Origin of the sequence: Paraglaciecola sp., from assembly GCF_039943935.1 — a bacterium.
In the GTDB taxonomy this organism is placed as follows: domain Bacteria; phylum Pseudomonadota; class Gammaproteobacteria; order Enterobacterales; family Alteromonadaceae; genus Paraglaciecola.
Map to the genome: position 1 here is coordinate 39,621 of NZ_JBDUZQ010000021.1, position 24,981 is coordinate 64,601.

General features: G+C 39.6%; 15 protein-coding genes. 10 read left to right on the plus strand and 5 right to left on the minus strand.

Going from position 1 to position 24,981, the window contains the following annotated elements; translation table 11 throughout:
* Positions 1 to 98: 98 nt before the first annotated feature.
* Positions 99 to 2,072: a cation:proton antiporter gene (locus tag ABJD71_RS12185; protein ID WP_348169502.1), complete on the minus strand. Its 1,974-nt coding sequence runs from the start codon at positions 2,070 to 2,072 to the stop codon at positions 99 to 101.
* 141 nt (positions 2,073 to 2,213) lie between these two features.
* Between ABJD71_RS12185 and ABJD71_RS12190 the strand changes: the two genes are divergently transcribed.
* On the plus strand, positions 2,214 to 3,134 hold the full coding sequence (locus tag ABJD71_RS12190; protein WP_348169505.1) for a GGDEF domain-containing protein: 921 nt from the start codon (positions 2,214 to 2,216) through the stop codon (positions 3,132 to 3,134).
* Positions 3,135 to 3,184: 50 nt separating this feature from the next.
* Here ABJD71_RS12190 and ABJD71_RS12195 read toward each other — a convergent pair whose 3' ends face one another.
* Together ABJD71_RS12195 and ABJD71_RS12200 are read right to left on the minus strand one after the other, a co-directional pair.
* Positions 3,185 to 4,378, minus strand: coding sequence for an ABC transporter permease (locus ABJD71_RS12195; RefSeq protein ID WP_348169508.1), 1,194 nt, complete (start codon positions 4,376 to 4,378; stop codon positions 3,185 to 3,187).
* 12 nt (positions 4,379 to 4,390) lie between these two features.
* Positions 4,391 to 5,176, minus strand: a complete 786-nt coding sequence (locus ABJD71_RS12200) for an ATP-binding cassette domain-containing protein (protein ID WP_348169511.1) — start codon at positions 5,174 to 5,176, stop codon at positions 4,391 to 4,393.
* A 151-nt stretch (positions 5,177 to 5,327) separates the two neighbouring features.
* Here ABJD71_RS12200 and ABJD71_RS12205 point away from each other — a divergent pair, with 151 nt between their 5' ends.
* A complete protein-coding gene (locus ABJD71_RS12205) occupies positions 5,328 to 6,032 on the plus strand; it encodes a YIP1 family protein (protein WP_348169514.1) in 705 nt (234 codons plus the stop codon).
* On the opposite strand, the gene ABJD71_RS12210 is transcribed toward ABJD71_RS12205, so the two are convergent.
* Positions 6,024 to 6,839 (minus strand): DUF3025 domain-containing protein, encoded by an 816-nt coding sequence (locus ABJD71_RS12210; RefSeq protein ID WP_348169517.1) that lies wholly within the window; start codon positions 6,837 to 6,839, stop codon positions 6,024 to 6,026. The two genes, ABJD71_RS12205 and ABJD71_RS12210, sit on opposite strands and share 9 nt — an antisense overlap.
* An 88-nt stretch (positions 6,840 to 6,927) precedes the next feature.
* Here ABJD71_RS12210 and ABJD71_RS12215 point away from each other — a divergent pair, with 88 nt between their 5' ends.
* The 3 genes from ABJD71_RS12215 to ABJD71_RS12225 all read left to right on the plus strand — a co-directional run bounded on the left by ABJD71_RS12215 (position 6,928) and on the right by ABJD71_RS12225 (position 12,779).
* On the plus strand, positions 6,928 to 8,574 hold the full coding sequence (locus ABJD71_RS12215) for a M28 family metallopeptidase (protein ID WP_348169520.1): 1,647 nt from the start codon (positions 6,928 to 6,930) through the stop codon (positions 8,572 to 8,574).
* Between the two features lie 951 nt (positions 8,575 to 9,525).
* Positions 9,526 to 12,150 carry a DUF1566 domain-containing protein gene (locus ABJD71_RS12220; protein WP_348169523.1) on the plus strand — a complete coding sequence of 875 codons (2,625 nt, stop codon included), beginning with the start codon at positions 9,526 to 9,528 and terminating at the stop codon, positions 12,148 to 12,150.
* Positions 12,151 to 12,167: 17 nt separating this feature from the next.
* Entirely contained in the window at positions 12,168 to 12,779 is a 612-nt protein-coding gene (locus ABJD71_RS12225; protein WP_348169526.1) for a DUF1566 domain-containing protein, read from the plus strand.
* Positions 12,780 to 12,849: 70 nt separating this feature from the next.
* Here the strand turns inward: ABJD71_RS12225 and ABJD71_RS12230 are convergent, their stop codons facing one another.
* Positions 12,850 to 15,138 carry a winged helix-turn-helix domain-containing protein gene (locus tag ABJD71_RS12230; protein ID WP_348169528.1) on the minus strand — a complete coding sequence of 763 codons (2,289 nt, stop codon included), beginning with the start codon at positions 15,136 to 15,138 and terminating at the stop codon, positions 12,850 to 12,852.
* Positions 15,139 to 15,714: 576 nt separating this feature from the next.
* Between ABJD71_RS12230 and ABJD71_RS12235 the strand changes: the two genes are divergently transcribed.
* The 5 genes from ABJD71_RS12235 to gatB/aspS all read left to right on the plus strand — a co-directional run bounded on the left by ABJD71_RS12235 (position 15,715) and on the right by gatB/aspS (position 24,799).
* Positions 15,715 to 16,296, plus strand: coding sequence for an outer membrane beta-barrel protein (locus ABJD71_RS12235; protein WP_348169530.1), 582 nt, complete (start codon positions 15,715 to 15,717; stop codon positions 16,294 to 16,296).
* A gap of 468 nt (positions 16,297 to 16,764) precedes the next feature.
* Positions 16,765 to 18,792 carry a hypothetical protein gene (locus ABJD71_RS12240; RefSeq protein WP_348169533.1) on the plus strand — a complete coding sequence of 676 codons (2,028 nt, stop codon included), beginning with the start codon at positions 16,765 to 16,767 and terminating at the stop codon, positions 18,790 to 18,792.
* Positions 18,793 to 19,769: 977 nt separating this feature from the next.
* Positions 19,770 to 20,039 (plus strand): hypothetical protein, encoded by a 270-nt coding sequence (locus tag ABJD71_RS12245; RefSeq protein WP_348169536.1) that lies wholly within the window; start codon positions 19,770 to 19,772, stop codon positions 20,037 to 20,039.
* A 3-nt stretch (positions 20,040 to 20,042) separates the two neighbouring features.
* Positions 20,043 to 21,443 carry an amidase family protein gene (locus tag ABJD71_RS12250; RefSeq protein WP_348169539.1) on the plus strand — a complete coding sequence of 467 codons (1,401 nt, stop codon included), beginning with the start codon at positions 20,043 to 20,045 and terminating at the stop codon, positions 21,441 to 21,443.
* The gene (gene gatB/aspS / locus ABJD71_RS12255; protein WP_348169541.1) at positions 21,443 to 24,799 is read left to right on the plus strand and encodes a bifunctional amidotransferase subunit GatB/aspartate--tRNA ligase AspS; all 3,357 of its coding nucleotides are present in this window, start codon (positions 21,443 to 21,445) and stop codon (positions 24,797 to 24,799) included. The genes ABJD71_RS12250 and gatB/aspS overlap by 1 nt, the downstream gene beginning before the upstream one ends.
* The last annotated feature ends 182 nt before the right edge of the window (positions 24,800 to 24,981 follow it).

Sequence of the window (24,981 nt, forward strand, 5' to 3'; positions counted from 1 at the left end):
ATAATATCGTTTAATTATTGTGCAATAAAAATTTACAAATTTAACTAATCTGTCATCATTTTAAGAAAACACTGTGATGACGTCTGTACCCTAACCTTTTAGCTTCCTTCTAGTAAAAAACGTTCAGCCCGCTCTACTCTTCGGGGTTTACCGGTTATAACTAATACATCACCTTCTAGTAACTCAATGTCACCATCAGGACTAGGCAACTCATTGTTATCACGTCTTAAACCTTTAATGCTAACTCGCATGCGCTGTGTATCGAGAACATGTAATGGTTTACCTACAGCAAATGCGTTAGTGGTTAAAATGACTGCATGCATGAACTCCAATTTGTCTTGCCTCGCATAGCCCATTTCGGTTGTTTCACCGGGGAAAAAACCATGCATATTACCATAATGGCCTTTTCGTTCTTTACGCACTCGCTTTAGGATCCGTGACATAGGAACGCCAGACATCTGTAGCACTTGCGTTACCAACATTAAGCTCCCTTCTAAAATTTCAGGTACCACCTGCGTTGCACCGGCATTTAGTAGTTCATCCATGCGGTAGTCTTTACGTGTTCTAACCACTACAGGTAAGTCAGGATACAAACTTGAGATTAACTGGATGACTGCCATGGCCTTCTCATGTTGGTCAAAGGTAATCAACACTAGCTTAGCTCGCTCTATGCCAACCGCACGTAAAATATCTTTTTGCTTAACATCACCAAAATAAACTGGCTCTCCAGCACTTTGGCTTTCTTGCACTCGAGTAGGATCAGCATCAACCACTCTATAAGGAATAGCTTCTATCTTTAACAACCTGCTGACCGACTGCCCTACTCGGCCAAAACCAAAAATAAGTACATGATCTGTTATTTCTTTATCATGAGATGAAAGCTGCTCTGCGCCTTTGCAGTGAGGTAATGGTTCTGGGCTAAGTGATCTGGCCAAAGCAGGGCTTTTATCCACTAACCATGGAGTAATGGCCATACTCATTACACCTATAGTTAACAATAAAGAGCCGTGTTCTGAAGTTAACAGATTGTGGTCAACTGCTAGAGCAGCAATGACAAAACTAAACTCCCCCATTTGACACAGTTTAATTCCTGCAGCCCAAGCGTCTTGACTACCTAATTTAAAGATCCAGGCTGATACTCTGATAAGTAATATTTTTATTATTACAATGCCTACTAATCCTACAAGCGCCAAGTGTAACTGGCTCGGTATATTGTGTAACTCTAAACGCATCCCTATTGTAATAAAAAATAACCCCATTAAGATGTCACGAAAAGGTCTAATATCCGCCTCTAACTGATGCTTATATTGACTTTCTCCCAACATCATTCCAGCTAAAAATGCGCCCAACGCCATAGATAAGCCAAAAGAAAAAGCTAACCCAGCGGCCATTAGTGCCACCATAATCGTAGTAAGTACAAATAGCTCATCCGTTCTGGTTCTTGCTACTTCACTAAACACTTTAGGCAGCACCCATTTCCCAATGGATAATAAAATCCCAACGACTACTACCCCTTTCAAAAAGGCCAAAGATATAGCAATACTTAAACTTTGTTCAGAGTCCGCAGCAAGTAAAGGTACCAATATTAAAAGTGGGACCACTGCTAAATCTTGTAACAACAGAATACTCACGGCGATTTGTGCTCTGGGCGTATTTAAAATGCCCAAATCACTAGTTTGTTTTATTACAATAGCTGTTGATGAGAGCGCCACTAAGCCACCCATGACCAAAGATGCTTTCACATCAAAACCAATGAGGTAAGCGATCCCCATGAATACACATGTGGTAAGCAACATTTGCCCTAACCCTACCCCAAATACCAAATGCCGCATGGCTAACATTTTTGGTAAAGAGAATTCTAAGCCTAATGAAAACAGTAAAAAGACTATCCCTAGTTCAGCAAAATTCTGCATGTCTTCGGGGTGCTCAAACAACGAGAGTAGGTCTGGTCCAGCTAAAATTCCACAAAACAAATAAGCTAAAATAGGAGGAAGGTTTATTCGTTTAAATAACCAGACGGCCACTACAGCCACGGACATTAGAATAAGAACGTTGCCTAAATTTCCATGCATGACAAAATTTTCCCCTTTTCCAAAACGATTCCAAAAGAAACTAAAACAAACAAAATTAGCTATAGGCACAATATTTGCTGAATGACTGCGAAGCAGCAAATTTAGTTAAGCAATTCGCCAAATTTTTGGCAGGAGAATATAGTGGAGCACCTTAATCAAGTATATGATTCTGATCTGAAAGAATCATTCTTTAATCTTGAGCCATCAAGCCAAGAATCAAAGCATAAACTCGATCATAATCAGCTCAACCAATTCATACAAACATTACTCACAACCATTGACTTGAGTGAGCTTAGCGAGCTGTACTTTCAACAATTAAGTACCACCCTACAATTGTCCGAACTAAAGATCCAGTTTGAAGACAATCAAGTATGCTTTGGCAAGACGCCTCAAAAACCTTACATCAAATCGCTAAACTGTACCCGCTTAGGTATAAACATTGCCACTATGCATTACACTTTTAGCCAGCCTGTATCGATTCGAGCATGGCAAATTTTGCAGCAAATGCATATGAATTTTAACTACCCATTTAAGAATGCTTTAGAGCATTACAAGATGAAGCAGTTTGCGATGAAAGATTTTTTAACTTCGTTAGGAAATCGAGCAAACTACAATGAAACTATCGCTAGACTAGGCAGTCAAGCGGACAGGCGTCATGAACCTTTTGGGTTGCTCGTAATGGACATGGACAACTTTAAACAAGTTAACGACACACATGGCCACCACGAAGGCGATAAGGTTTTAGTGGCGTGTGCTAACACTATATTGTCTAGCTTAAGAGAGTCAGATTCTGCCTTTAGGTTTGGTGGAGACGAGTTTTGTTGTTTACTGTCCGATGCAGATGAAAATGTGAATGCCTTAATAGCCGAACGTATCAGAAATGCAATTGCTAAAGAGCCTCTATTAGTTAAGCATAAAATATCAAGCAGCATAGGTACCGCTACCTATCATGAGGGAGATTCACAAATTGGCATTTTCTCTCGGGCTGACGAAGCGTTGTACAAAGCTAAACGATCCGGTAAAAACTGTGTTGTTGCGGCAACTATTTGCCCTCAAATATAAACAAAAAAAGCCATGTTAGTTAGCATGGCTATCTGTTATCTGCTTATGTACTACCTAAACAATACCTTTTCTTTGTTAAACCAATACACACAAAATGCAAACAGTGCTCCTGCGATCACCACAGTTGAGCCAAAAATTGCAAACAACTGATAATAATCCATCGTGCCTTTAACCAATTCTTTCATCGCTAAAGACACATTAGTAATCGGCACCCAAGCCCAGCCACCTTTTAATTCTACTCCAGGTAAAATGGACAGCATGATAGGAACAATAACAAATATCATCATAGGTCCCATGTAACTCTGTGCTTCCTTAAAGCTCTTAGCATAAATAGAGATACTGAGTAACACAGCCGCAAATATCGCCACTACAGGGACCAACATTAAAAATATTAATACAAAATCTAATACACCTATTTGTGCCATGAAATCAGCCACAATTTGAATGGCCATGCCTTGACTCAGCACCAATCCCCAAATGGCCATGCTCGCTACCGTGATCAAAGCGGTCATAGTGCCTGCAAAACTAATTGTTAAAAATTTACCTAAAACAATCTTATTTCTATCAATGGGTGAAATCAGCAGAGTCTCTAAGGTCCCACGCTCTTTTTCACCTGCGCCAATATCTGTCGCAGGGAACATAGCGCCCTGCAGGCACAAAATAAAGAGTAAATACGGCAGCATGCCTCCAATTTTTTCTCCCCAATTTTCACGGGTATCGGCAGTGTTTACCTTTTCTAACTCTATTGGTTTAATTAATGCGTCTTGCTGGTTTCCATCTAACCCTAAGGTATCAAAGGCGTTTTGCTGAAACAGCTCTGACTGACTCTCTACTATCTCATTAACTCGGCGATAAACTAGGTTTAATCCGGCATCATTAAAGTACAATTTAATCGTGGCTTGTCCATTTTGAAGCACATCACTTGAATAGTTCTCAGGGATAACCAATACAAAATCTACTGTTTCATTACGAATAATGGATTTGTAATCATCATCTGCAGCTATGTTAATTAAATTAAACTTATCCGGTTGCTGTAACTCTTTTACAATGTCTGGAGCATATTGAGCTCCAATAATCCCGTAATTAAGGATTTTGGTTTCTGCCTTATCTATTGCTTGTTTACCAACAAAACCTGCAATACCAAAAATAACAGGGAAAATAAGTAACGGCAGTGCAATCATAAAAAACAACGTTTTACGATCTCTGAGAAGCTCTTTAAGCTCTTTAAAAAAAACTAACCACATATTCCTGTCTCCCTATTCGCTAGCTGTTGTTTGGATGGCGGCCATAAATGACTGATGTAACGAGCCATCAGCTAGACTCTTAAAGGCGTCGATATCGCCATCGAACATGGTCTTACCTTGATCAATCACGGTGACTTTTTCACACAACTCTTCTACTTCATCTAAGTGGTGAGTTGAGAAAATAACAGGGGTACCCTGTGCCTTTAGCCTTCTGATAAAATTGAGTACAGTTTGGGTCGCCATAATATCTAACCCAGTGGTAGGCTCATCTAAAATCACTAACTCTGGAGAATGAACCACAGCTCGTGCTATGGCTATTTTTTGTTTCATACCTGTTGAGAAGTTTTCAGAGCGCCTATCTAGAAAAGTATGCATATCTAACAAATCAGCTAACTCTGCAATACGTTGAGCGATAAGCTCTTCTGACATTCCATGAAGTTGTCCAAAATAATGAATATTTTCACGGCCAGTCAAACGACCGTAAAGCCCAGTAGTACCCGATAAAAATCCAATTTTTTTACGAGCAATAACAGGCTGAGCTAATACATTTTCACCTGCTATTTCGACACTGCCCCCATCAGGTTTCAAAGCCGTAGATAGCATACGTAATGTCGTAGTTTTACCCGCTCCATTGGGCCCAAGCAATCCCAAAACCTCACCCTTTTGGCAACTAAATGAGACATCTTGTACCGAATGAAAAAAGCGCCCTTTTAACCTTGGATCTTTCTTTTCTTGTTCGCTTAACTTTTTAGGGTTTTCAACAGCAAACTTCTTCGAAAGTTGCTTGATTTCTATCATTCCATATTCCTAATTAAAAACTGACGTTATCTATAATCACTCAATTCAAAAAATTATTACATACGTTCATGAAAAAATTTATGTAACAATAAAGCTCTAAAAAAGCAGCAGTCTACTATGCCATAATAAAAGCACAATATAAGGGAGTTTTATGCAACAAGTCAGCAACCCATTTCAGGCGATGAAAGATGTATTTATCAAGCCAAATCAAGTGTTTGCTACAATAAAAGAAACACATAACTGGTCTTGGATACCGTTCATTGTCATTTCTTTAATAACCGTAATTCCAATTTATTTATACTTTAACTTTATTGACTTTGATTGGTATAGAGACTTGATAATTCAGTCTACAGGAGGGGACTTAAGCCCGATAGAAAAAGAAAATATGACCAAGGCCATGCAGCAACCGCAGCTATTATGGGCTAGTGTATTTGGAGCGGTTATAGCAAATATTATCGCCAATGCAGTTTTGGCTCTGTACCTTAATATCACCACTAAATCAGACGAAGAATGTATTCAAGGATATACCGATTGGTATGGCTTTACATGGTGGGCCAGTATTCCGTCAATTTTTACCAGTTTATTGGCATTACTCATTTTAGGGTTTTCAAACGATCCTCAATTAGCTCCCATCAGTTTAGGGCCAACATCTTTAGCGTTTATCCTTAGCGTTGAAATGAATTCTGCTTGGTTTTCATTAGCACAATCTATTCGCTTAGAGTCCATTTGGGTAATGTATTTGATTGCAGTGGGCTTGAGTCAATGGACACAACTACCCATTAAAAAAACCTACTTTATTGCCACCGCACCCTACTTAGCAATCTGGGGAGCTTGGGCTTTAATGGTACTACTTTAACGTTTTAGGCTTAGGCCTAAAGTAATCTGTGTTTTCATAAAAACGCGGTTCTGCGTTGGCATCCCATACGTTAGGGATGCCTAATAATGGTAGAGGTGATAAAGGCTTCTTTTGAGAAAATAGATTGTGGTTTTCAATAATTGAAACTAATTTTTTATCCACTTCTAGAAGCTGTTGTTGGTATGGCTGTAACTCAAAACCTGGTTCTACTTCAAGTGCTAACCACTTCCCTGTTAATCCAATAAATGGCTGTAACAGCATTTCTAAATTAGCGTGACCAAACATAAAACTATTTAACTCTTTACCCCATTTTTGTCTATTTTCAACAAACACTCGATACCATTGGTGTGATTTTAAAGCGGCAATCAGTTCTTCATTTAAAGTGCTCGCTTGATAAGTAATAACCACACCACATTCATCAAAGTGCGTTAAATTATTACGCCTCAAAGTTCTTGGCGATACTCCGCACCGATTAATGTCCACTATATGAAGCTTATTAAGTAGCCTCTTAGTTTTAGGAAACTGCAGCCAAATAAGACCATTGAAAAAGTCATGCCAACCATTGGGCCTAGTAGGAATGACACCTTGCTCGTAAATAATTTGTTCATAGTACTTATCTGTAGCAACAAGCTCAGACTGACATACAAACTCTGGTATATCAGTAATGGTATTGGGAATATATTTTTTTAACAGATTTAAGCCAGCTGCATTCGGCCAGTCAGAAAACTGAGTCAACTTAAAATTATCTTCAAGCTGTTGCAGAGGCAACATAGGTAGTTGTTTTATCCAGTCTTCTAACCAAAACATAGAGGGTAATGTCACCTAACAAATAAAATAGCGTGGGTATAAAAGACGCTTTATAATCACTTAACTTAGAAACTACAAGAGCAATTTCATGAAAACTTGCAACATGATGTGGGCACTTAGCATAATCACAATTTTTACATTATCTGCTTGTCAAAATAGTCAAACCACAAAAACACTTCCAGTTGACAATTTTGAAGACGTCTACAACCAAATTAATACCCAAGACTTAAAGACACACATTAAAACCTTAGCATCTGATGAATATGAAGGCCGTCTACCCACCACCATTGGTGAGCAAAAAACCCTTGATTATCTAGTATCTGAATTTAAAGCCCTTGGCTATCAACCGGGTAATGGTGAAAGTTACCTGCAACCCGTTAAATTGATAGAAATGACTGCAGATCCAGATATGACCCTTACTATCGGCGACAACCACTTCACATACAAAGAAGGCATGATTGCTTCTACTAAACGAGAACAGAGTTTAGTTGAGCTTAAAGAATCAGACTTAGTTTTTGTTGGCTACGGCGTAAATGCGCCGGAATATAACTGGAATGACTACCAAGGCCTTGATGTAAAAGGTAAAACAGTAGTGATATTAGTTAATGACCCAGGCTTTGAAAACCCAGAAAGTGGTAAGTTTCAAGGCAAGACTATGACCTATTATGGGCGCTGGAGCTACAAGTATGAAGAAGCCAGTCGTCAAGGAGCAGAAGCCGCCATTATTGTTCACGAAACCGAGCCAGCTTCTTATGGCTGGTCAGTGGTAGCGAATAGCTGGAGCGGTGCACAATATGGTCTAGTCAGTAAAAATGGTAATGCCGATAGAGTAGCTGTTGAGGGGTGGTTAACCTTAGAATCTGCACAAAAAGTATTTGCTGATGCAGGGTTAGATTTTACGGCTGAAAAAGAACTAGCTAAAGCAGGCCCTTATAGCAAAGCATTAAACTCAAAAGCCTCAGTAACCGTTAAAAATAGTTTCAAAACGTCTGAAAGCTACAACGTTATTGCATCATTGCCTGGGGCAGATAGCCCTGATGAACACGTAATATTTACCGCACATTGGGATCACCTGGGTAAAGACGAAACCAAAGAAGGCGACCAAATATATAATGGCGCCCATGACAACACCACTGGCGTTGCAGCTGCCTTAGTCATGGCTAAAGCCTATGCAAACTTAAATATTAAACCGCAACGCTCAACCACATTTTTAATTGTAACCGCTGAAGAGCAAGGTCTACTAGGTTCAAAGTACTACTCTGAACACCCTATTATTCCGCTGAACAAAACAGTAGCTAATATCAATATGGATGCCATGAGCGTACTAGGTAAAACCAAAGATGTTGCTGTTATCGGTATGGGTAAATCAGAGCTAGAAACCTACCTAGCAAAAGCTGCAAAACGCCAAAACCGTTATCTTGTTGAGGAAGGGCACCCAGAAGCAGGTTACTATTATCGTTCTGATCACTTCAGCTTCGCTAAACAAGGCGTGCCTGCACTTTACGCTAAAGGCGGTGAGGTACCTATTGACGAAGCAACCGCTCAATACCGTAAACGAACTAATGTTATCGTTAGAGGCTGCTATCACCAAGTCTGCGATCAATTCCGTGAAAGCTGGGATTTATCAGGTATTGAAGAAGACGCACAATTATTATTTGAAGTAGGCTACGAATTGGTATCTTCTGAAGACTGGCCAAATTGGGCTGAAACCAGTGAGTTTCAAAGACAAAAGTAACTATATTTCTAGCTTCTAACAAAACATTTAGGTAGTCAGCTCTTTTACATAAAAGGTCTGGCTATCCAAAAACAGCCAAATATAAAATTTCACAATCTATTCCTACAGAGCTTTGGAGCTGAGATAATCGACAACCGCTGTAACGACTAGACATCATAAGTTGCAGCTCATTAAGAGTATTGGGTTGAACCTGTTTGAATGACGGCCTTTACTCTTTAGTACTTAATTTCTTAATTTGGACCGGAGGTCGCCCCCCAAATAAGCTGATTTTCCTTTTTAAATCGGTGTCTGCGTAAGCTTCGACATAAGTTGGAGAGTCAAACTCGACTGGGATTTAGGTGTTTAGCTAGATTTACAAATGAAACAATTCAAGTTTACTTAAATACGCCTTAAGACCTAAAAATAATCACTCACCAACCAAAAAATGTTCCGGAAAATAGCATAACTAAAACCTTGTTTTTACTTTTTTAATGATGGCTGTCTTGGTTAATACTACCGCTGGTATATAGACCCGCACTGAAGTGAAATTCCAAGGCGGAGTTTCTTCTGTGTTACCGGCAAAATGGACGCATTAATTTAAAGAGGTACCAATCGAATAACAATCATGTCGCAATTGGTATTGGCCCAGACCAAAGGCGCTCTATTTAAATAGAGAGTCTGACCAAAAGCGACAGCCCGCACTCTGCTGCACCGTACTTACTATTATACGAGCAAAGTCAAAGTACCAATCTAGTGTCACAGTTATTTTAACATGCATGAAAATACCCTTTATTAACAATAAGTTACTAAAATTATATTTTCCTTATATTAATATTATATAAACCGTAGGTTTTTATTTTTCTCACAAAATATTATCGTCCGGCTAAAAACATGTTTAAAGTAATTTCCTAATTATAATTATAAAGTTAATTACCTGCACTAGTGTTAAATATAATAAAGAAAGGAATCAATATGTTACAGCGAATCACTAAATTGACAGGAAGTTTTGTAGTGTTTTCAAGAGCATTATGGATGGCATTGTTAGTCACGTATCTCGCTTCTTGCGGAGGCGGAACAACAAATACTAATGAACCAGAAGAGCCTAACGCGGCTCCCGCTCCCGTCTATGAAATTTCATTACTTGTTAATGGTAACGGCTCGCTTTCTGCCTCCCCACCCCTTCAAGTTACCAGTGGTGAAAGTATTGATTTTTCCATTGAAGCAGATTTGGGATGGGAGTTGTCTGATATCTCGGGTTGTAACGGCACCCTCAATGGTGCAATTTATACAACAGGTTCAATCATTAGTGGTTGCTTAATAACAGCTAATTTTATACCCCAATCATTCACCATTAACATTAATACTTCTGAAAATGGAATAGTAGATGCTACCTCCCCACAACTCATAAACTTTGGTGAAAGTGTCTTCTTCTCTGTTATAGCCGATCCTGGTTTCAGTATTGATAGCGTTGTTGGATGTGATGGCGCGTTATCTGGCACAACTTATACAGCCTCTTCTGTTCAATCCAATTGCTCCATAACCGCTCTATTTGAAGCAAACGAATACGACGTTCAAGTTATGGTTAGTGCAGGAGGTCAAGTTAGCCCTGATACAATTCAAACCTATACTCACGGGCAGGTAGCTGAATTTATGCTTATCCCCAATACAGGCTATATAATCAGCTCAGTCTCCGGTTGTGATGGTTTACTCACCGGCGCGACATACCGCACTTCGGCTCTCATATCTGACTGCACAGTCACTGCGAATTTTACGCCATTGGTCGAACATCTTGTTTCGTTTGACATAGGCGAAAACGGAACGATGGAGCTGTCGAATGAGCTTATTTCAGACCCGCAATTAATTGTTTCTGGTGCAACAATCAGCTTAATTGTTACACCAAACGATGGTTATAGCATTGATTCTATTACAGGTTGCACGGGTACTTTAGACGGCTTAATTTATGAAGCTGCCGCAATCACTGAAGATTGTATGATTACCGCAACGTTTAAAGTGGCAACAGATTTTACTGTGGTGCCTATATCGAGCACAGGCGGTTCTATATTCCCAAGTGAAACCCAAATTGTCATTGAAAATAAGACCATAGATTTTGAAATTTATAATGATGAAGACGAAGATTATGTTCTACGAAGTGTAAGTGGCTGCGGTGGAGTATTGACTGGCACTACCTACAAGACCGCACCGATAAATGAACATTGCTCTGTGGTAGTTGAGTTTGTTCAGCAGTCGCTATTACATGACACAGGTATAACGACTTGTAGCAGTTATGATGAAACTAGAACAGGTTCGCTGTCGATTTATTTAGATAATCTTGACTGTGCAATGCAGCCGATACCGTCTACTCAGTCCGAAAATGGTGCAGATGTTAATGGAAACATAGTTCCTGCAGGTCAAGACGCTCACTACGGAAGAGATGCTGTTGATAGCGCTTCATTACTACCAAAAATAGGGGCGGGTGCCGCGGGCTTTGATTTCACAAGACTAAACAATGATGGTACCGAATACTCTGGCTCTGGTGACTATGAGACAGAACCATGGACCTGTGTACGTGATAATCACACAGGACTTATTTGGGAAGTGAAAGAGCCCATAAACGGTATTTATAATGAATCTGAACGGGATGGCGATGATCTTTATATTTGGCATAGCGTTGACGCAAGTCGTAATGGTGTCTACGACGTCGATGAAAATTATGTTGATAGGTTTTTTCCATGGTGTCACGCTTCAATCGGGAGCACACGGACTAAGGAATGTTATACTTCAAATTATGTAGAACGTGCAAACGGAGATAATTTATGCGGTATAAATTCATGGAGATTACCATCCGTAAATGAACTACATGGGCTGGTTCATTATGGTGCCAACCCTTCGAATAGCCTACCAGAACTTCTGATTGATACAGATTATTTCCCTAATATTAATGCAGAACGCGCTTATTTCACTCGAATGGCAGCGAATGACTATCCTTCTACAACACAAGAATCCGTGTGGACTGTAAGTTTTAATAGAGCTTACTCGTCGGTCGGAACATTGGGTATAGACCAGCGTGGAGCAGCTATGCTTGTTTCAGGGGAAGATCCCTTAGGTGAACCTGATAATACAGAAACCTTTGAGATGAAGATCAAAAAGGCCGAGTCATACAGCATTTTTAGAAACGACTTCTTGCCGATTGCCAGACATGAGAAATGTATAAATTGCCATGAGTTCAGACTTCGCAATGAAGTTGGATCCTTTACCGATGTTCGCCTGAGGCATATTGATGAAGGTAGAATACCGCTGTCGTTTAGAGATTCTGATTGTGTGGCGTGCCATACAGAAGCAACAGGGTATGTTGATGATTGGAGGCCACCACTTCCGGGTATTGATGACACTAATTTCTTAACATCAAGAGCAACCCCGGATGTAGTCTGTCAGGCGATGAATAGACTCATTGACCCTGCCCATCATCTGTTGGAAGATCATCTAATTCTTTGGGCTGTCGAGCAAATTCCTGACCTAACTATTGAAGACTGGACAGAACTTGTAGAAAGTATGGTTATTGAAGGTACAGAAGATGTGTTCACTTGCAGCCAACCCTAATTCGGAGTGTATAAATTATGTCAATTTTGTTTAAAAGTTGCGTCTTTATTAAGGTCTTATTAGTAAGCGGTTTGGCCCTTAGCCAAGTCGAACAGAGTGTTCAAATCGATCAGGATATTCGAACAAGCATTTATAGTGATAGTTGGTCTGAAAGCCGTTTCGAGTTGGGTAATGATGACACTGTCACTGATTTAGTCACTGATTTGATGTGGAAGCAATGCCCTGAAGGCACAAACTTGAGGGATAACTTCTGTGAAGGAGAGCAAGTTTTTGTTGATTGGGCAGAAGCGCACAATATGGCTCTACTCGCTGCTTATGCGGGCTACACTGATTGGAGAGTCCCAAATATCAAGGAACTTGCGTCACTTGCTGCTCTGGGTAGAATACCCGCAGTGAATATTAATGCTTTTCCACTAAGTGTATTTGACAGTTTACCCAGTGAAGCAGAAGCGCCCAATTATCTATCTAGTACCCGATTGTCATACTCGGATCCCAATGCAAACATAAGCATGAATACGTTAAAGTCAGTTTTTTACTATACAAGTAGTCGTGGCGAGGTTAGAAGAATGGACATTTCATCCGACCCATCTGATTTTAAAGTTCAATTACTTTTAGTCAGAGATAAATAAGTTAACAATACAGGCTAGCGACGCTGAGTGAGTGATGTAACCAATCCTCTCTTGATAAATGCTCGCTGGCCTAATCAAACGCCCAATCTTTTTGAAACATCCAGATGTGAGGAAAAAACTGACTTTCCAGGCGCTCAGAAAGCGCTTCAATATCAACACTTTTACCCCGTAATTTATCGAGCTTTGCTTGAATCAACAACACACCTGGAGCATTCATATTTGTATCTTTAGTCGCCTGAAGTTTAACCTCAACCGAGCGAATTAACGGTAAGGCTAATTGAGGTTGCCCTTGCTTTATGTAACATGCTGCGATATTGAGATCGTAGGAGAAGCCCTCCATGTAAGCAGTGAAATTCTCAGACTTGCTCGGATTCATGGTGTTGCGTTTATCAAACAAGGTAAATACGGTGTCACAATCGCCGTCGGCGTAAGCCATTAACATAAGCGCTTCTACACCATCTACTGATAGTGCTGCCGAATTTTCGAAGTAATTTTGCTGCAAATTTTGTTGCAGCGTCTCGTAGTCATTTAGCTGCCACTTTATCCAAGCGTATGTGGCGATAAAGCTATACTCAGAACCGTGCTGCTCATAAAGTTCATCAAAAACGGCTAAGGCTGACTGAGCGTCACCATTCCACCAAGCATGAAAGCCCTTATTTTGCTTAATCCAATAGTCGCCTTTGTTTGCTTCGTTCGCCAACACTTGTGCAAAAGTAGCGGCTGCATTTTCCGGTTCACCAATTAATCTTTGTAAAAAAGCGAGCTCAAGATGGCAAGACTTTGCGACTGCCACAAACAATACACATTTTTCAAGTTGGTCGTTTGCCTCTTTTACCTTTCCTAGTTCGAGCAACAGCCGTCCAATCGCCCAGTTCGAGTATTGCGCCAGTGGGGCAAGTTGTCGTGCGAGTCGATAATGATAAAGAGCCTCATCACGTTGGTTTTCTCGTTTAAACAAATAGGCAAGATTTGACCTCGCTAAGTAATCATTCGGATTCAGTGTTAGTGCTTCGTTGTAGTACCCAATTGCTTTGTTGGTTTGCCCGTTATACATTGCAAAAACTCCTCTAGCAGACGTGATAGCGGGTAAACTTGGAGAAATCAAATCAGCGTTATCTAATAAGGGTTTCGCCGCAGCATTAGCGTCTTCTAAACTCAACTCTTTGTTGGAATGCACAACTAAATACGCGATTGCTAAATCAACATAAGCACTTGCAAAATTTGGGTCCAGGGTGATGGCTTTTTTAAACTCTAAAATTCCTTGTTGTCTGGCTTGTCGCGTAGGATCTTGATTTAATGCGCGGCCATTCATCCAATGCATAAACGCCTCTGGATTGTCTGAACGAATATATTTTGTGTTTTGAGCGTTGGTGGTTGGCGGTGGCTCGTTTATTTTTTCATATACACTTTGTACAATATCATCTTGCACCGTAAAAATGGTGCTTGCGTCAACCTGATAATTAGCCTGCCACACCTCATTGCCGAGTTCATCAAACAATACCACGTTTATTTCAGTTTCTGTTGTACCTTTGGCCAGAGAACCTGTGAGTATGTAATCAACTCCGAGATTTTCGCTCACTGTAACCGGATTCTTATCCTCTTCTCTTAATGAAAACGTACTGCGTCGATCCAACACTAAAATATTCGAGTTTATGGACAATTCAGAGATTACCTCACGCGGCAAGCCGCTTGCTAAGAATGCCAGCTCGGCATTTTTGTCTGTTAAGTCAAAGGGTAGTATTGCAATGGATATCTGCGGACTTGGAATACGGGTGTTATCGTTGCTGTTGGTATCATCGATGGAGAAAAATACGCCAACACTAATAAGTATAGCTATACCAACAAACCATGCTAAATGGGACCGCCATCGCTTTGGGCTAACAGAAAGTGTACCATCACCTACATTTTGGTAGTTTGCCGAGATCTTTTTTATATGCGCTGTGTTGTTGGTATTGGCATCAGTAATTTGTGTACTTGACGCATCAGAGACATAACTTGTAGGGCTTTGCTGTTCAAAATAGCTGACTTTAACCGCTAATTGATATCCGATTTTTGGACGGGTGACGATGTACTTACTTCTATCATTTGGGCTAAGATGTTTACGTAAAGTGGAGATGACATTGTTGAGTGCGTAATCAGTCACAAAACGTCCAGACCACACCCTGTCCAAAAGTGTTTCACGCGTTACGACAGCTCCTTGTGCTTCGAGCAAAATAGTCAACACTGCCAATGCTTTGGGCTCTAGAGAAATTTCTGTGGTGTTATTAGCCGAGCTCTGACTGACGCTATCAAACAAGACAGACGAACTTACGTCAACATACCAATCGCCTACTTTATAATTGTAATTTCGTAAATCCATTCAACTTTAAGTATTGACTGCCAACTTAGATTAAACTACTTGAAATATCCGGCACAAGTCAAGAGCTAAGTCCGAACGTGTAGTGGCGAACTAACCCCGTTCACAATGTGAAAAATGTCAAAACTACAATCGTCAAAAAAGCTGTAAGTTATAGATTAATATCAGCTTCTGGTTATTAAATTTAATTAGTTGTGCAAAATTAATGTCTTTCTTGTAGTTTATTTGACAAAAATTATGCACAAGAATAAATGGGATTACCTCGAAAACATATCGTGTGTGTCCTATTAAATAATTCTTCGCCCACCGCAATCCATTGTGAATATTCGTCCACCCCCCCCTGCCGGGCGAATAACTTTTTTAAAATAAGAGAAGTGCTCAAAAAGTTCACGCTCCAGCTAAGTTTTAATACCTCCGCGACTTGCCAAACAAGTGGTCACTCTATATCGGTTACTTAGAAACCACTCTCAATACGGTTTAAATACTTCCCTACTCCAATGGTTTATGGCAAAATATTTAGCTATAAGCTGACAGGCTTTTAGTACACAATTGCATATTATTTTTTCTAAATGGAACTGTATGAAAATATTATTTTTAGGTGTTGCTTTTGCAACTCTATCTTTTTCCGCCCTTGCCTCTAAAGATGTTTCATTAGATATATCACTAGGCCAGTCACATCAACGTACAAGCTTTAATGGTAATGATTCAGTAAAAGGAGATGATTTTTCACTTGGAATAAGAGCTGAATATAGGTTAATTGAAAACTTAAAGTTAGAACTATCCTTAAATGACTACAAGGAGTCTGCCGGTAGTTACATAGATGAAGAATCGATAGAACAAGATAGCCACATCACAACAAAGTCGTTCGATATAGGTATCAAGTATGGGGTAAATTTACTGAAGAATTTTACTTTATATGGTCACTTAGGAGTCTCTTCATGGAGGATGAATATAAAAAAAGATACCACAGCACTGTCCAATGAAGATAATCAATTAGATGATAACAATGTGTATTATGCATTGAGTCTAGATTATGATCACAATGATAACGATGCGTTCGGGTTAGAGTACAAAATTATAAACATTGATTATCAAACTGATATTCTTTCTATTAATAATAAAGTCAGAAATTTATCTGTTTATTTTAAATCTAAGTTTTAGAAATATTCATAAAAATCGTTTCAATCAGGCGTTCTCTAAATATAGGCTGCATTTGGCTTTTCAATCAATTGGCTCGCAGCCTGGGAGAGCCTCACAAATCAAACACTCAACTATAATCTCAGTTTATCCACCTCAAACTCTTGATTAATCAATGACGAAGCCGATGTTTTTAACTTACTGCAGCTACAATTTCCCCATCAAATTATTGGCATATTGCATAAATTTGTTGGGCACCCTTGAAAACTATTTATTCTCTAGCAGAATGTTCTGGTCACCTGCAACTGTCCAAAATTTATATTTATTTTATATTCCAATTGAGCATGTTAGTGTCATTATCATACAAGGATGATAATGTTTGTTGAAATAAAACTAGGTATTCGGGTCTTTTTTAGACTACATATTTAGTTGTTATTAATTTGCTAATACACACTGCTTCTTTTAATAAATTGCTTTGAATAAGGATGCCGCATGAGTCAAGAAAAAACGCCAATAGAACATCTCTATTTTACAGAGACAAATCTAGAAAAAATTTTAGAAAACTTAGATGCCGTCCGAAACAAAATTCATCCTCCTATAACAGATGAAGAAGACGTCACAGATCGTTTTTTTCCTTCTGTTTGTCTTATAGGCTTAGGGCGCTGTGGTTCTAATATTGCGTTAGACCTTGCTTCATTGGTGTATGAAGCAAGGGCAAATTATATGAAAGAGGTGGAAAACGAAGATCTTGCAGATAACGAGCAAGAATTTCGTCCATTACGCTGGATTCGTAAACACTTACCAATGGAGAATAAAGATGGATTTAAGCCTGTTTTCCTCATTGAGCCAATTGTTTTATTAGGCGACTTAGATAAAGACATAGAAGGCCGAATTCGTTTTTCTAACGATGAAGGCCGCGTACAGTTTTTAGAGGAATATAAAAAGTTGCAGTTCATGGACCTTTCTGAAGTTCATGCTGGTGGTGCAGGTAATGCACCTATATTAGGTCAGTATTTAGCTAAAATTATTCTTAATAAAGATGCGACAACTTTTATAAATGAAGAATGGAGACAACTTCATTCTTATCTTGTTGATTCCTGTGGTATCAAAGCTAATCAATCTCGCCTGTATTTCTATATATTTAGTGCCGGCGGAGGGACTGGTTCGGGTATGGCATCTGAATTTGGTTTGGCACAGCAGTTTTCTTATCTCAGTAAAACATTTGATTATCATTCAGGTCAAAGTCAACTTGCCGACAAGCGTCATAGTTTTGTATTTGAACCTATTTTTACGTCTGGTATTTGTATACTACCGAATATATCAGGGAAAAATGTAGATATATCTGAAGCACTTCACATCAATGCAGGTCGCCTTCTAACAAAATATATCTCTGAAGAATGGAATTTTTCTTATAATGAAGAGCGAAACAATGACGAGTTACCAGCCGATGTAATGGGCCGCATTCGCCCTTGGAACTCTATGATGTTGATATCTAACGATATAATGCGTTATGCAGAAGAAGAAAATGGAGGTGATGCTGATAGCATAGATGTTAATTTAATGGAAAAATATGCTAACCAATACATTTCTCAGCAAATTTTTAACATTCTTACCGCTCAAGCTGTTACAACCGATTATGACGAGGATTATTTCCGTCGAGCGGGTATTGATATCTCTGAAACAATTCGTCTTGATGCCAATGACTTATTTATGAGCTTGGCAGGCCCTGTCGCTATTGCTTATGCTGAAAGTGTGGTTAATCAGGATGTTCGCCAAGATAGCGTAGATATAGATGATTTGTTCTGCCGCTCTATAGAGTTACCACATTTTAACTCAGCAACCTCTGCGATCGAAGGGGTAAGTGTGCTGCCTGTGGAATCAGAAAAGTATCGTGACGCCATTAAGGTGTATCGAAAAAGTGGGTTTGATGCTAGTACACTAAATCATTTGCACTTCTTTAAAAACTGTTCGTCTGTCGTATCGATTATCTCTTTACCGCGAGACTATAAGTTGTCGTTCACAGCATTAAATCGACTAAAAATGCATTTGAATCAACTGTTTCCTAATACAACCTTGAAGCGTTATGCATTGGTAATAGGCGCATCGGCAAACTTATCTTTGACGACACTTATTGCCAAGAGCCCTTGTTTAAGTGATGACTTTTTAACCCTCATGGTAGCTTATATGAAGCGTTGTTTTGCCCGTGATGAGTATCGGTATACCAATGAAATCGATCAAGCCATCATCAATATGATTCAAGAAGATGTATTTGATGATGCTATTATTGACAAGTATTTTACTGCTTATGAAAACCCAGCAAAAATTCTCGATACAAATTGGTATGCGATTAAACCAATGTACGAGAAGAAATATCGAGAGTTGATCGAAAGCCCGCAAAACTTTGTATCAATTAATGATATTCGTCTAGATGTCAATCATGTGAAGAATGCGATTAAATATCTTCGAGAAATTTATCGTCATCGTATTAGTAAGACAAGCGTGCTTACTCTTAACACTTGAAACTTCTAGTAGTAACGATTTGTCCTTTCCTTGAATAAGTTGACAGTTCCTAAGCCAGCACTTTGCTGGCTTTTTATTAAATGCACTTTTACATTTACTTTGTCAGATGTATCCATACTTAAACTTAAGTGAGGTCTTAAATCGTCATAAATATTGCACTACCGATTAGAGTCTAAGTTAAACAATTCTACCATTTTAATTAAGGCTATCTCTGTAAGTTGCTAGTAAACCATTCGCTAATAGAATCATTAAAGTGGGTGTCGAACTTGATGCTAATACAATCGAACTTTCTGATTCGTAAATTTTAAGGGGCAGATCCAAATAAGGATTCTGAGCATTTAGCTTTCTTTGAATCCAAATTGTGTTTTATAACGTCAGCATTCTTTTGATTTACCCGCAAAAACAAATCCCCCATCAAATTATTGGCCTGTTTCTGTCTAAATATCAAAGCCAAGTATTTTGTGGAGTAGACAAAAGGTTCCGGCAAACTTTTGAACAACTTTAGCTGGCTCAAGCAGAGCAAGAACAGCTCGCAGTAAATTTGATCGAAGTAGAGACTTTCTTGGTTACTTCTTTTATCGTTTGAAAAAAGTCTCTGGTAAAGCATGGACGCTTTATCAAAAACGCAATGAATTGCGGTCAACGAAGTGATTGCTTAGTGTGCCAAGCACATAAGCAAACCAAGCGAGAGCTTCATAAAAATTGCATAACCTATGCTCAAATAGCCACCAAAAAGTTGTAAAGTTGCCATAGGAACTAGTGTATACTCCTACGCAATTCAACCAACCTAGACTAATAGAGCTAAATTCCATGTTAAACAGCACGCAAAATAATAATTGGAATGGTAATAATCTTAACTATTAGGTTCGGAAGGTTTCTCAATATTTAAAAACAAAAAACCTTCCAAATCGGAAGGTTTTTTTTGGTTAGTCAGATGTGCTTATTGCACGAAAATGCCACAAGGTAATGAAATAACAATGAATAAAACTATGACTGTCGATGTATTGTCGAGTATTAAAGGCGCAAAGCCTTCAGAGACAATTAACAAGTTATTTGAAGTGATTAAAAATTCTGATTTATCGACCACTGGCTCATCGGGTAATAACAATCACAACGCAGTGCCAATGGAACAACTCAGAGAAGATACAGTTGTAAAAGCAAGTGCACTAGAAAAGCAGCTCATAGTAGAAAACTTTCCTAAAGAAAAAAACGGCTATTTAGTCGTGGCAAAAGTAATAGAATCCTAACCTATGCAATCTCAAATAAAACACATTCACCAACAATTAATCAGCAAGCAAATTAGCTGTGTTGATTTAGTTCAGCAACGACTCGATATGCTAAAACAAAACTCCCACGGCAGTGTTAATGCTTTGCTTGATGCAAACGCACTAAAACAAGCCCAAGCAGTGGATACAAAAATTGCTAATGGAGAAAACATAGAGCTACTGGAAGGCATACCTTTTGGGGTCAAAGATGTCTTTATGCTACAAGGCACTTTTACCACTGCCAGTTCTGATTTTCTAAAACAATATAAATCAGCGTATACCGCAAGTGCGATACAGAAGCTTATCGATGCGGGGGCGATTCCAATTGTAAAAGAAAACTGCGACAGCTTTGGTCATGGTTCATCTAACGAAAATAGTATTTTTGGCCCAGTTAACAATGCCAAAGATTCGTCATTAGTGGCAGGCGGCTCAAGTGGTGGTTCTGCGGTTAATGTCGCCAAAGATTACACGGTATTTTCTATCGGTGGTGATACAGGTGGCTCAGTGCGCCAACCTGCTGGTTACAATGGAGTATATGGTTTAAAACCCACTTATGGGCGTATTTCTCGCTATGGTTTAATGGCTTATGCCTCCTCAACCGATTGTGTGGGCCCGTTAGCAAAAAGCGTAGAAGATATTCGTATTGTACTTAACACCATAAGTGGCAAAGATGTAAAAGACCAAACTACTTATGAGTCAGCGCCAATAGATGAAGCTTCGTTAACTAATCAAGACAGCATTAAAACCGTTGGTTATTTTAAAAACCTGCTTGAGAACGATGCGATGGACGCATCTATTAAAGCTGACTTTATGGCAACGCTTGAAAAATTAAAAGCCAAAGGAATTGAAGTTAAACCTCTCGATTTCATCGATGCAGAGGCGTTAATTTCAACCTATTACATTTTAGCCATGGCAGAAACCGCATCTAACCTATCGCGACTCGATGGCACCAATTACGGTAATCGTATTGAGGCAGAAAACTTAATTGAAAGTTATGCAGTGACCCGCTCTGAGAATTTTTCAGAAGAAAGTAAGCGCAGAATAGTCGGCGGTAACCAAGTGTTATCTCAGGGTTTCTCAGACGCCATTTATCTTAAAAGTTTGGCGGTTCGAGACAAGCTTTCTGCTGATTTCGAAGGCTTTTTTGAAAATGTGGATATTGTGTTATCACCGGTGACGCCGAGCTTACCACCCAAAGTCGGAGACGGTTTGAAAGACCCAATGGCGATGTATTTATCGGATGCATTCACGGTTGGATTTAGTTTAGGTCAATTACCCACGTTAACCGTGCCCCATGGTACCGCTACAGGTATTCAAATTACAGCAGCTAAAACCGACGATGAGCGTGTTTTACAGTTCGCTCACTTGCTAGAAGAAACACTATAATGGAACTGGATTATTTAAACGATTTACTCGAAAAGCACGACCTAGAACTGGTTATTGGTCTTGAAACTCATGTGCGCTTAAACACTAAAACTAAGTTGTTTTGTGCGTGTCCAAATGAAGAGTCTGATACGCCTAATCACAATATTTGCTCTGTTTGTACCGGGCAAATGGGCGTGCTGCCAGCCATTAATAAAGAAGCCATTACTAAAGCCATTTATTTTGGTAAAGCGGTAAAGTCTACTTTTAGCAATCCGGTGATTTCGTGGGACCGTAAACATTACGAGTATCCTGACAATCCCAAAAATATTCAAATCACCCAATTTCATAATCCGGTTATTCCAGATGGTGAAGTGTCGTGTTTCCGTAAAGATGGTTCACAATTTACCGTTAGTTTAACTCAAGTACATATCGAAGAAGATGCCGCTAAGCTTATGCATGAACGAGATGTATCTTTGGTTGATTTCAATAAAGCCGGCGTGCCGCTTATTGAAATCGTGACCGATCCTTGTATGCGCAACATCGAAGATGCATCTACCTACGCTCAATATATTCAGCGTATAGTGCAAAGTATTGGTATCTCTGAAGCTAACCTTGAAAAAGGTGAGTTTAAGTCAGATGTGTCTGTGTCTTTGCGTAAAAGAAATACCAACGATCTCAATCCACGCACTGAAATCAAAAACTTAAACTCATTTAAGTTTATGGTCGAATCGTTAAAAGAAGAAGTTGAAAAACAGCTTAACTATTACATTGAGCACGAAGTATTTCGCCCTGACCAAACCACAGTGCTATGGGATGAAGAACTAAAACAAACTAAAGTCATGCGTAAAAAAGAGTTTGAAGCGGATTACCGTTTTATCTCTGAACCAGACTTACCCTTTGTGGATATTTCACAGGTAGTTAGCGCAATTGAAGTGGATTTAGAGAGCTTACCTTTTGCTATAGAGTCTATCTTAATTGATGGCGGCGTAGTGCCCCAAGACGCTAAGTTTTTTACCGCCGACTCTGTGCGAGCTAAAACCTTTATGGATATCAATAATGTCCTAAAAGATCCTTTATTTATCGCACGTACTTTAGTCAATGTTATCCCTGCTGACGACTACAAAAATATCCATGACACGGCAGTGCTTACGGATATTTTCAGCCAATTTAAAGACGGCAAGGTTAACTCAGTATTAGTCCAGAAAGCCGTGAGCAGTTATTTAAAAGACACAAGTTTTGATTATAAGAAGTACTTCCAAGAAAACAGTATTTCAGAACAGCAAATTACTGATGCGATTGATAGTGTTATCGAGAACAATGCTGCCATTGCCAGCGACATAAAAGCCGGTAACCAAGGTAAAGCCGGAATTCTAGTAGGTAAAGTCATTGCCATTATTGGTAAAGGCGCGTCGGGTAAAGTCATTCGTGAAGGCATTTTAAAAGCGGTGAATGCCTCTGGCAGCAGTGATACTTCGGCGTCTGAAGACAATGTTCAGAGTGCAGCCCAAAACACATCAAAAGGCAGTGACAAGCAAAGCGTGAAACAAGCAGAAGAAGTGCTGCCAGAAACGCCACTTATTGTTAAAGATCACTATCGCACCCATAAAATTTCTGAGTTATCCGAGCAGTCGCTCACTCAGGAAGTCACCCTATCCGGCTGGGTCGCCAGTGTCCGAGATCACGGTGACTTAATGTTCATCGATTTACGAGACTCTAGCTACCAAATATTCCAAGTACGCTTAAGTCGCGAGAGCTTCCCTAACTTTGATGAGCTAGTTACCTTAAAAGCTGAATCGGTCATAGCTGCTACTGGTATTGTAGTTCAGCGCCGAGAAGACGATTACAACCCTGGTTTAAGAACCGGTACTATTGAGCTTGAAACAAGCACACTAGAGATTTTAAACCTAGCGAGAAGCTTGCCTTTTGAAATCGCCAGAGCCACAAAAACCAACGAAAACATTCGCTTTCAGCACAAGTATTTAGATCACAGAAACAAAGAAGTCCGCAAAGTCATTATTGACCGCCACAAGGTGATCAAACTAATTAGAGACATGCTTGATGAGGAAGGCTTCTTAGAAATGGAAACCCCTATTTTGAGTGCTGGAACTGACGAAGGTGCTCGGGAGTTTATTGTCCCTAGTCGTAAAGAAGCTGGTGCCTTTTATACTCTGCCACAAGCGCCACAGCAATTTAAACAAATGATAATGGTCAGTGGTTACGAAAAGTACTTCCAAATCGCTCGTTGTTTCAGAGATGAAGACTCAAGGGGTGACCGTCAGCCAGAGTTTACTCAGTTAGACATTGAATTAGCCTACGCCAGTATGCAAGACATCATCGATTTGAACACTAAGATGTTTAATACCATAGTGAGAAAAATTTATGGTAAAAAATGGAAATTGCGTGAATTTGAGGTAATCACTTACAAAGATGCTATGGACAAATATGGTTGTGACCGTCCAGATTTACGCTTTGGTCTACAAATGCAAGACATTACCGATATTGTTAAAGATACCAGCTTCCAAGTGTTCAGTAAGCCTATCGAACAAGGTGGTATTGTTAAATGCATTAAGGTATCTGCCGAAGAACAAGGCGGTAAGCGTTTATCCAAAGGACAAATCGAAAACCTTACGGCCCTTGCTCAGCAAAATGGTTTGGGTGGGCTTGCTTATATATTTGTCAACGAAAACGACCTGCAATCGCCCATTATTAAGTTTCTAGGTGAAGACATTGCAGCCAAAATAATTGCCGCAAGCGCTGCGCAAGTGGGCGACGTGGTGTTTTTCTCGGCTGCTAGTTATGCCGTAGCAAACAAGGCATTAGATGTTGTACGTCAAGAGCTTGGTAAGATGCTCAAGTTAATCGATCCCAAAGAGCTTAGACCGGCTTGGGTAGTAGATTTTCCTATGTTTGAGAAGACCGATGATGGCAGATGGACTTTCACTCACAATCCATTCTCAATGCCAGCGATTGCTGACATAGAAAAACACATGAACGGTAAAGAAGACGAAATTGGGACTATCATTGCCCAACAATACGACTTAGTGCTAAATGGTTACGAAATTGGTGGCGGTTCAGTCCGAGCCCATAAACCTGAGATATTAGAAGCGACCTATAAAAACATGGGGTACAACAAAGATGACATGCTGAAAAGTGTCGGCACTTTGTATAAAGCCTTCCATTATGGCGCACCACCACATGGTGGAATTGCTTGGGGTATCGATCGCTTAATGATGTTGTTAGGTAAGAAAAACTCGATTCGTGAAGTCATGGTTTTCCCTAAAACAGGGACCAGCGAAGACTTACTATTTAACGCACCTTCACTCTTATCAGCTAAGAAAGTCGAAGAAATGAACGTTACAGTGATCAAGAAGAAATAGTACCGACAACTCCCAAGTGGCAGCAGTTGCCGCTTGGGACGTTTTCATCCCACCTTAACTCAATAGATTGTTTAAAATCTCGGCTTATACCTAAAGAAGGTTCACAATAAAGCTAAAACAATACACCGCTATCTATAACAAACCAAAAACCATGATATTAACGTCAGCATTGGTCTAAATGA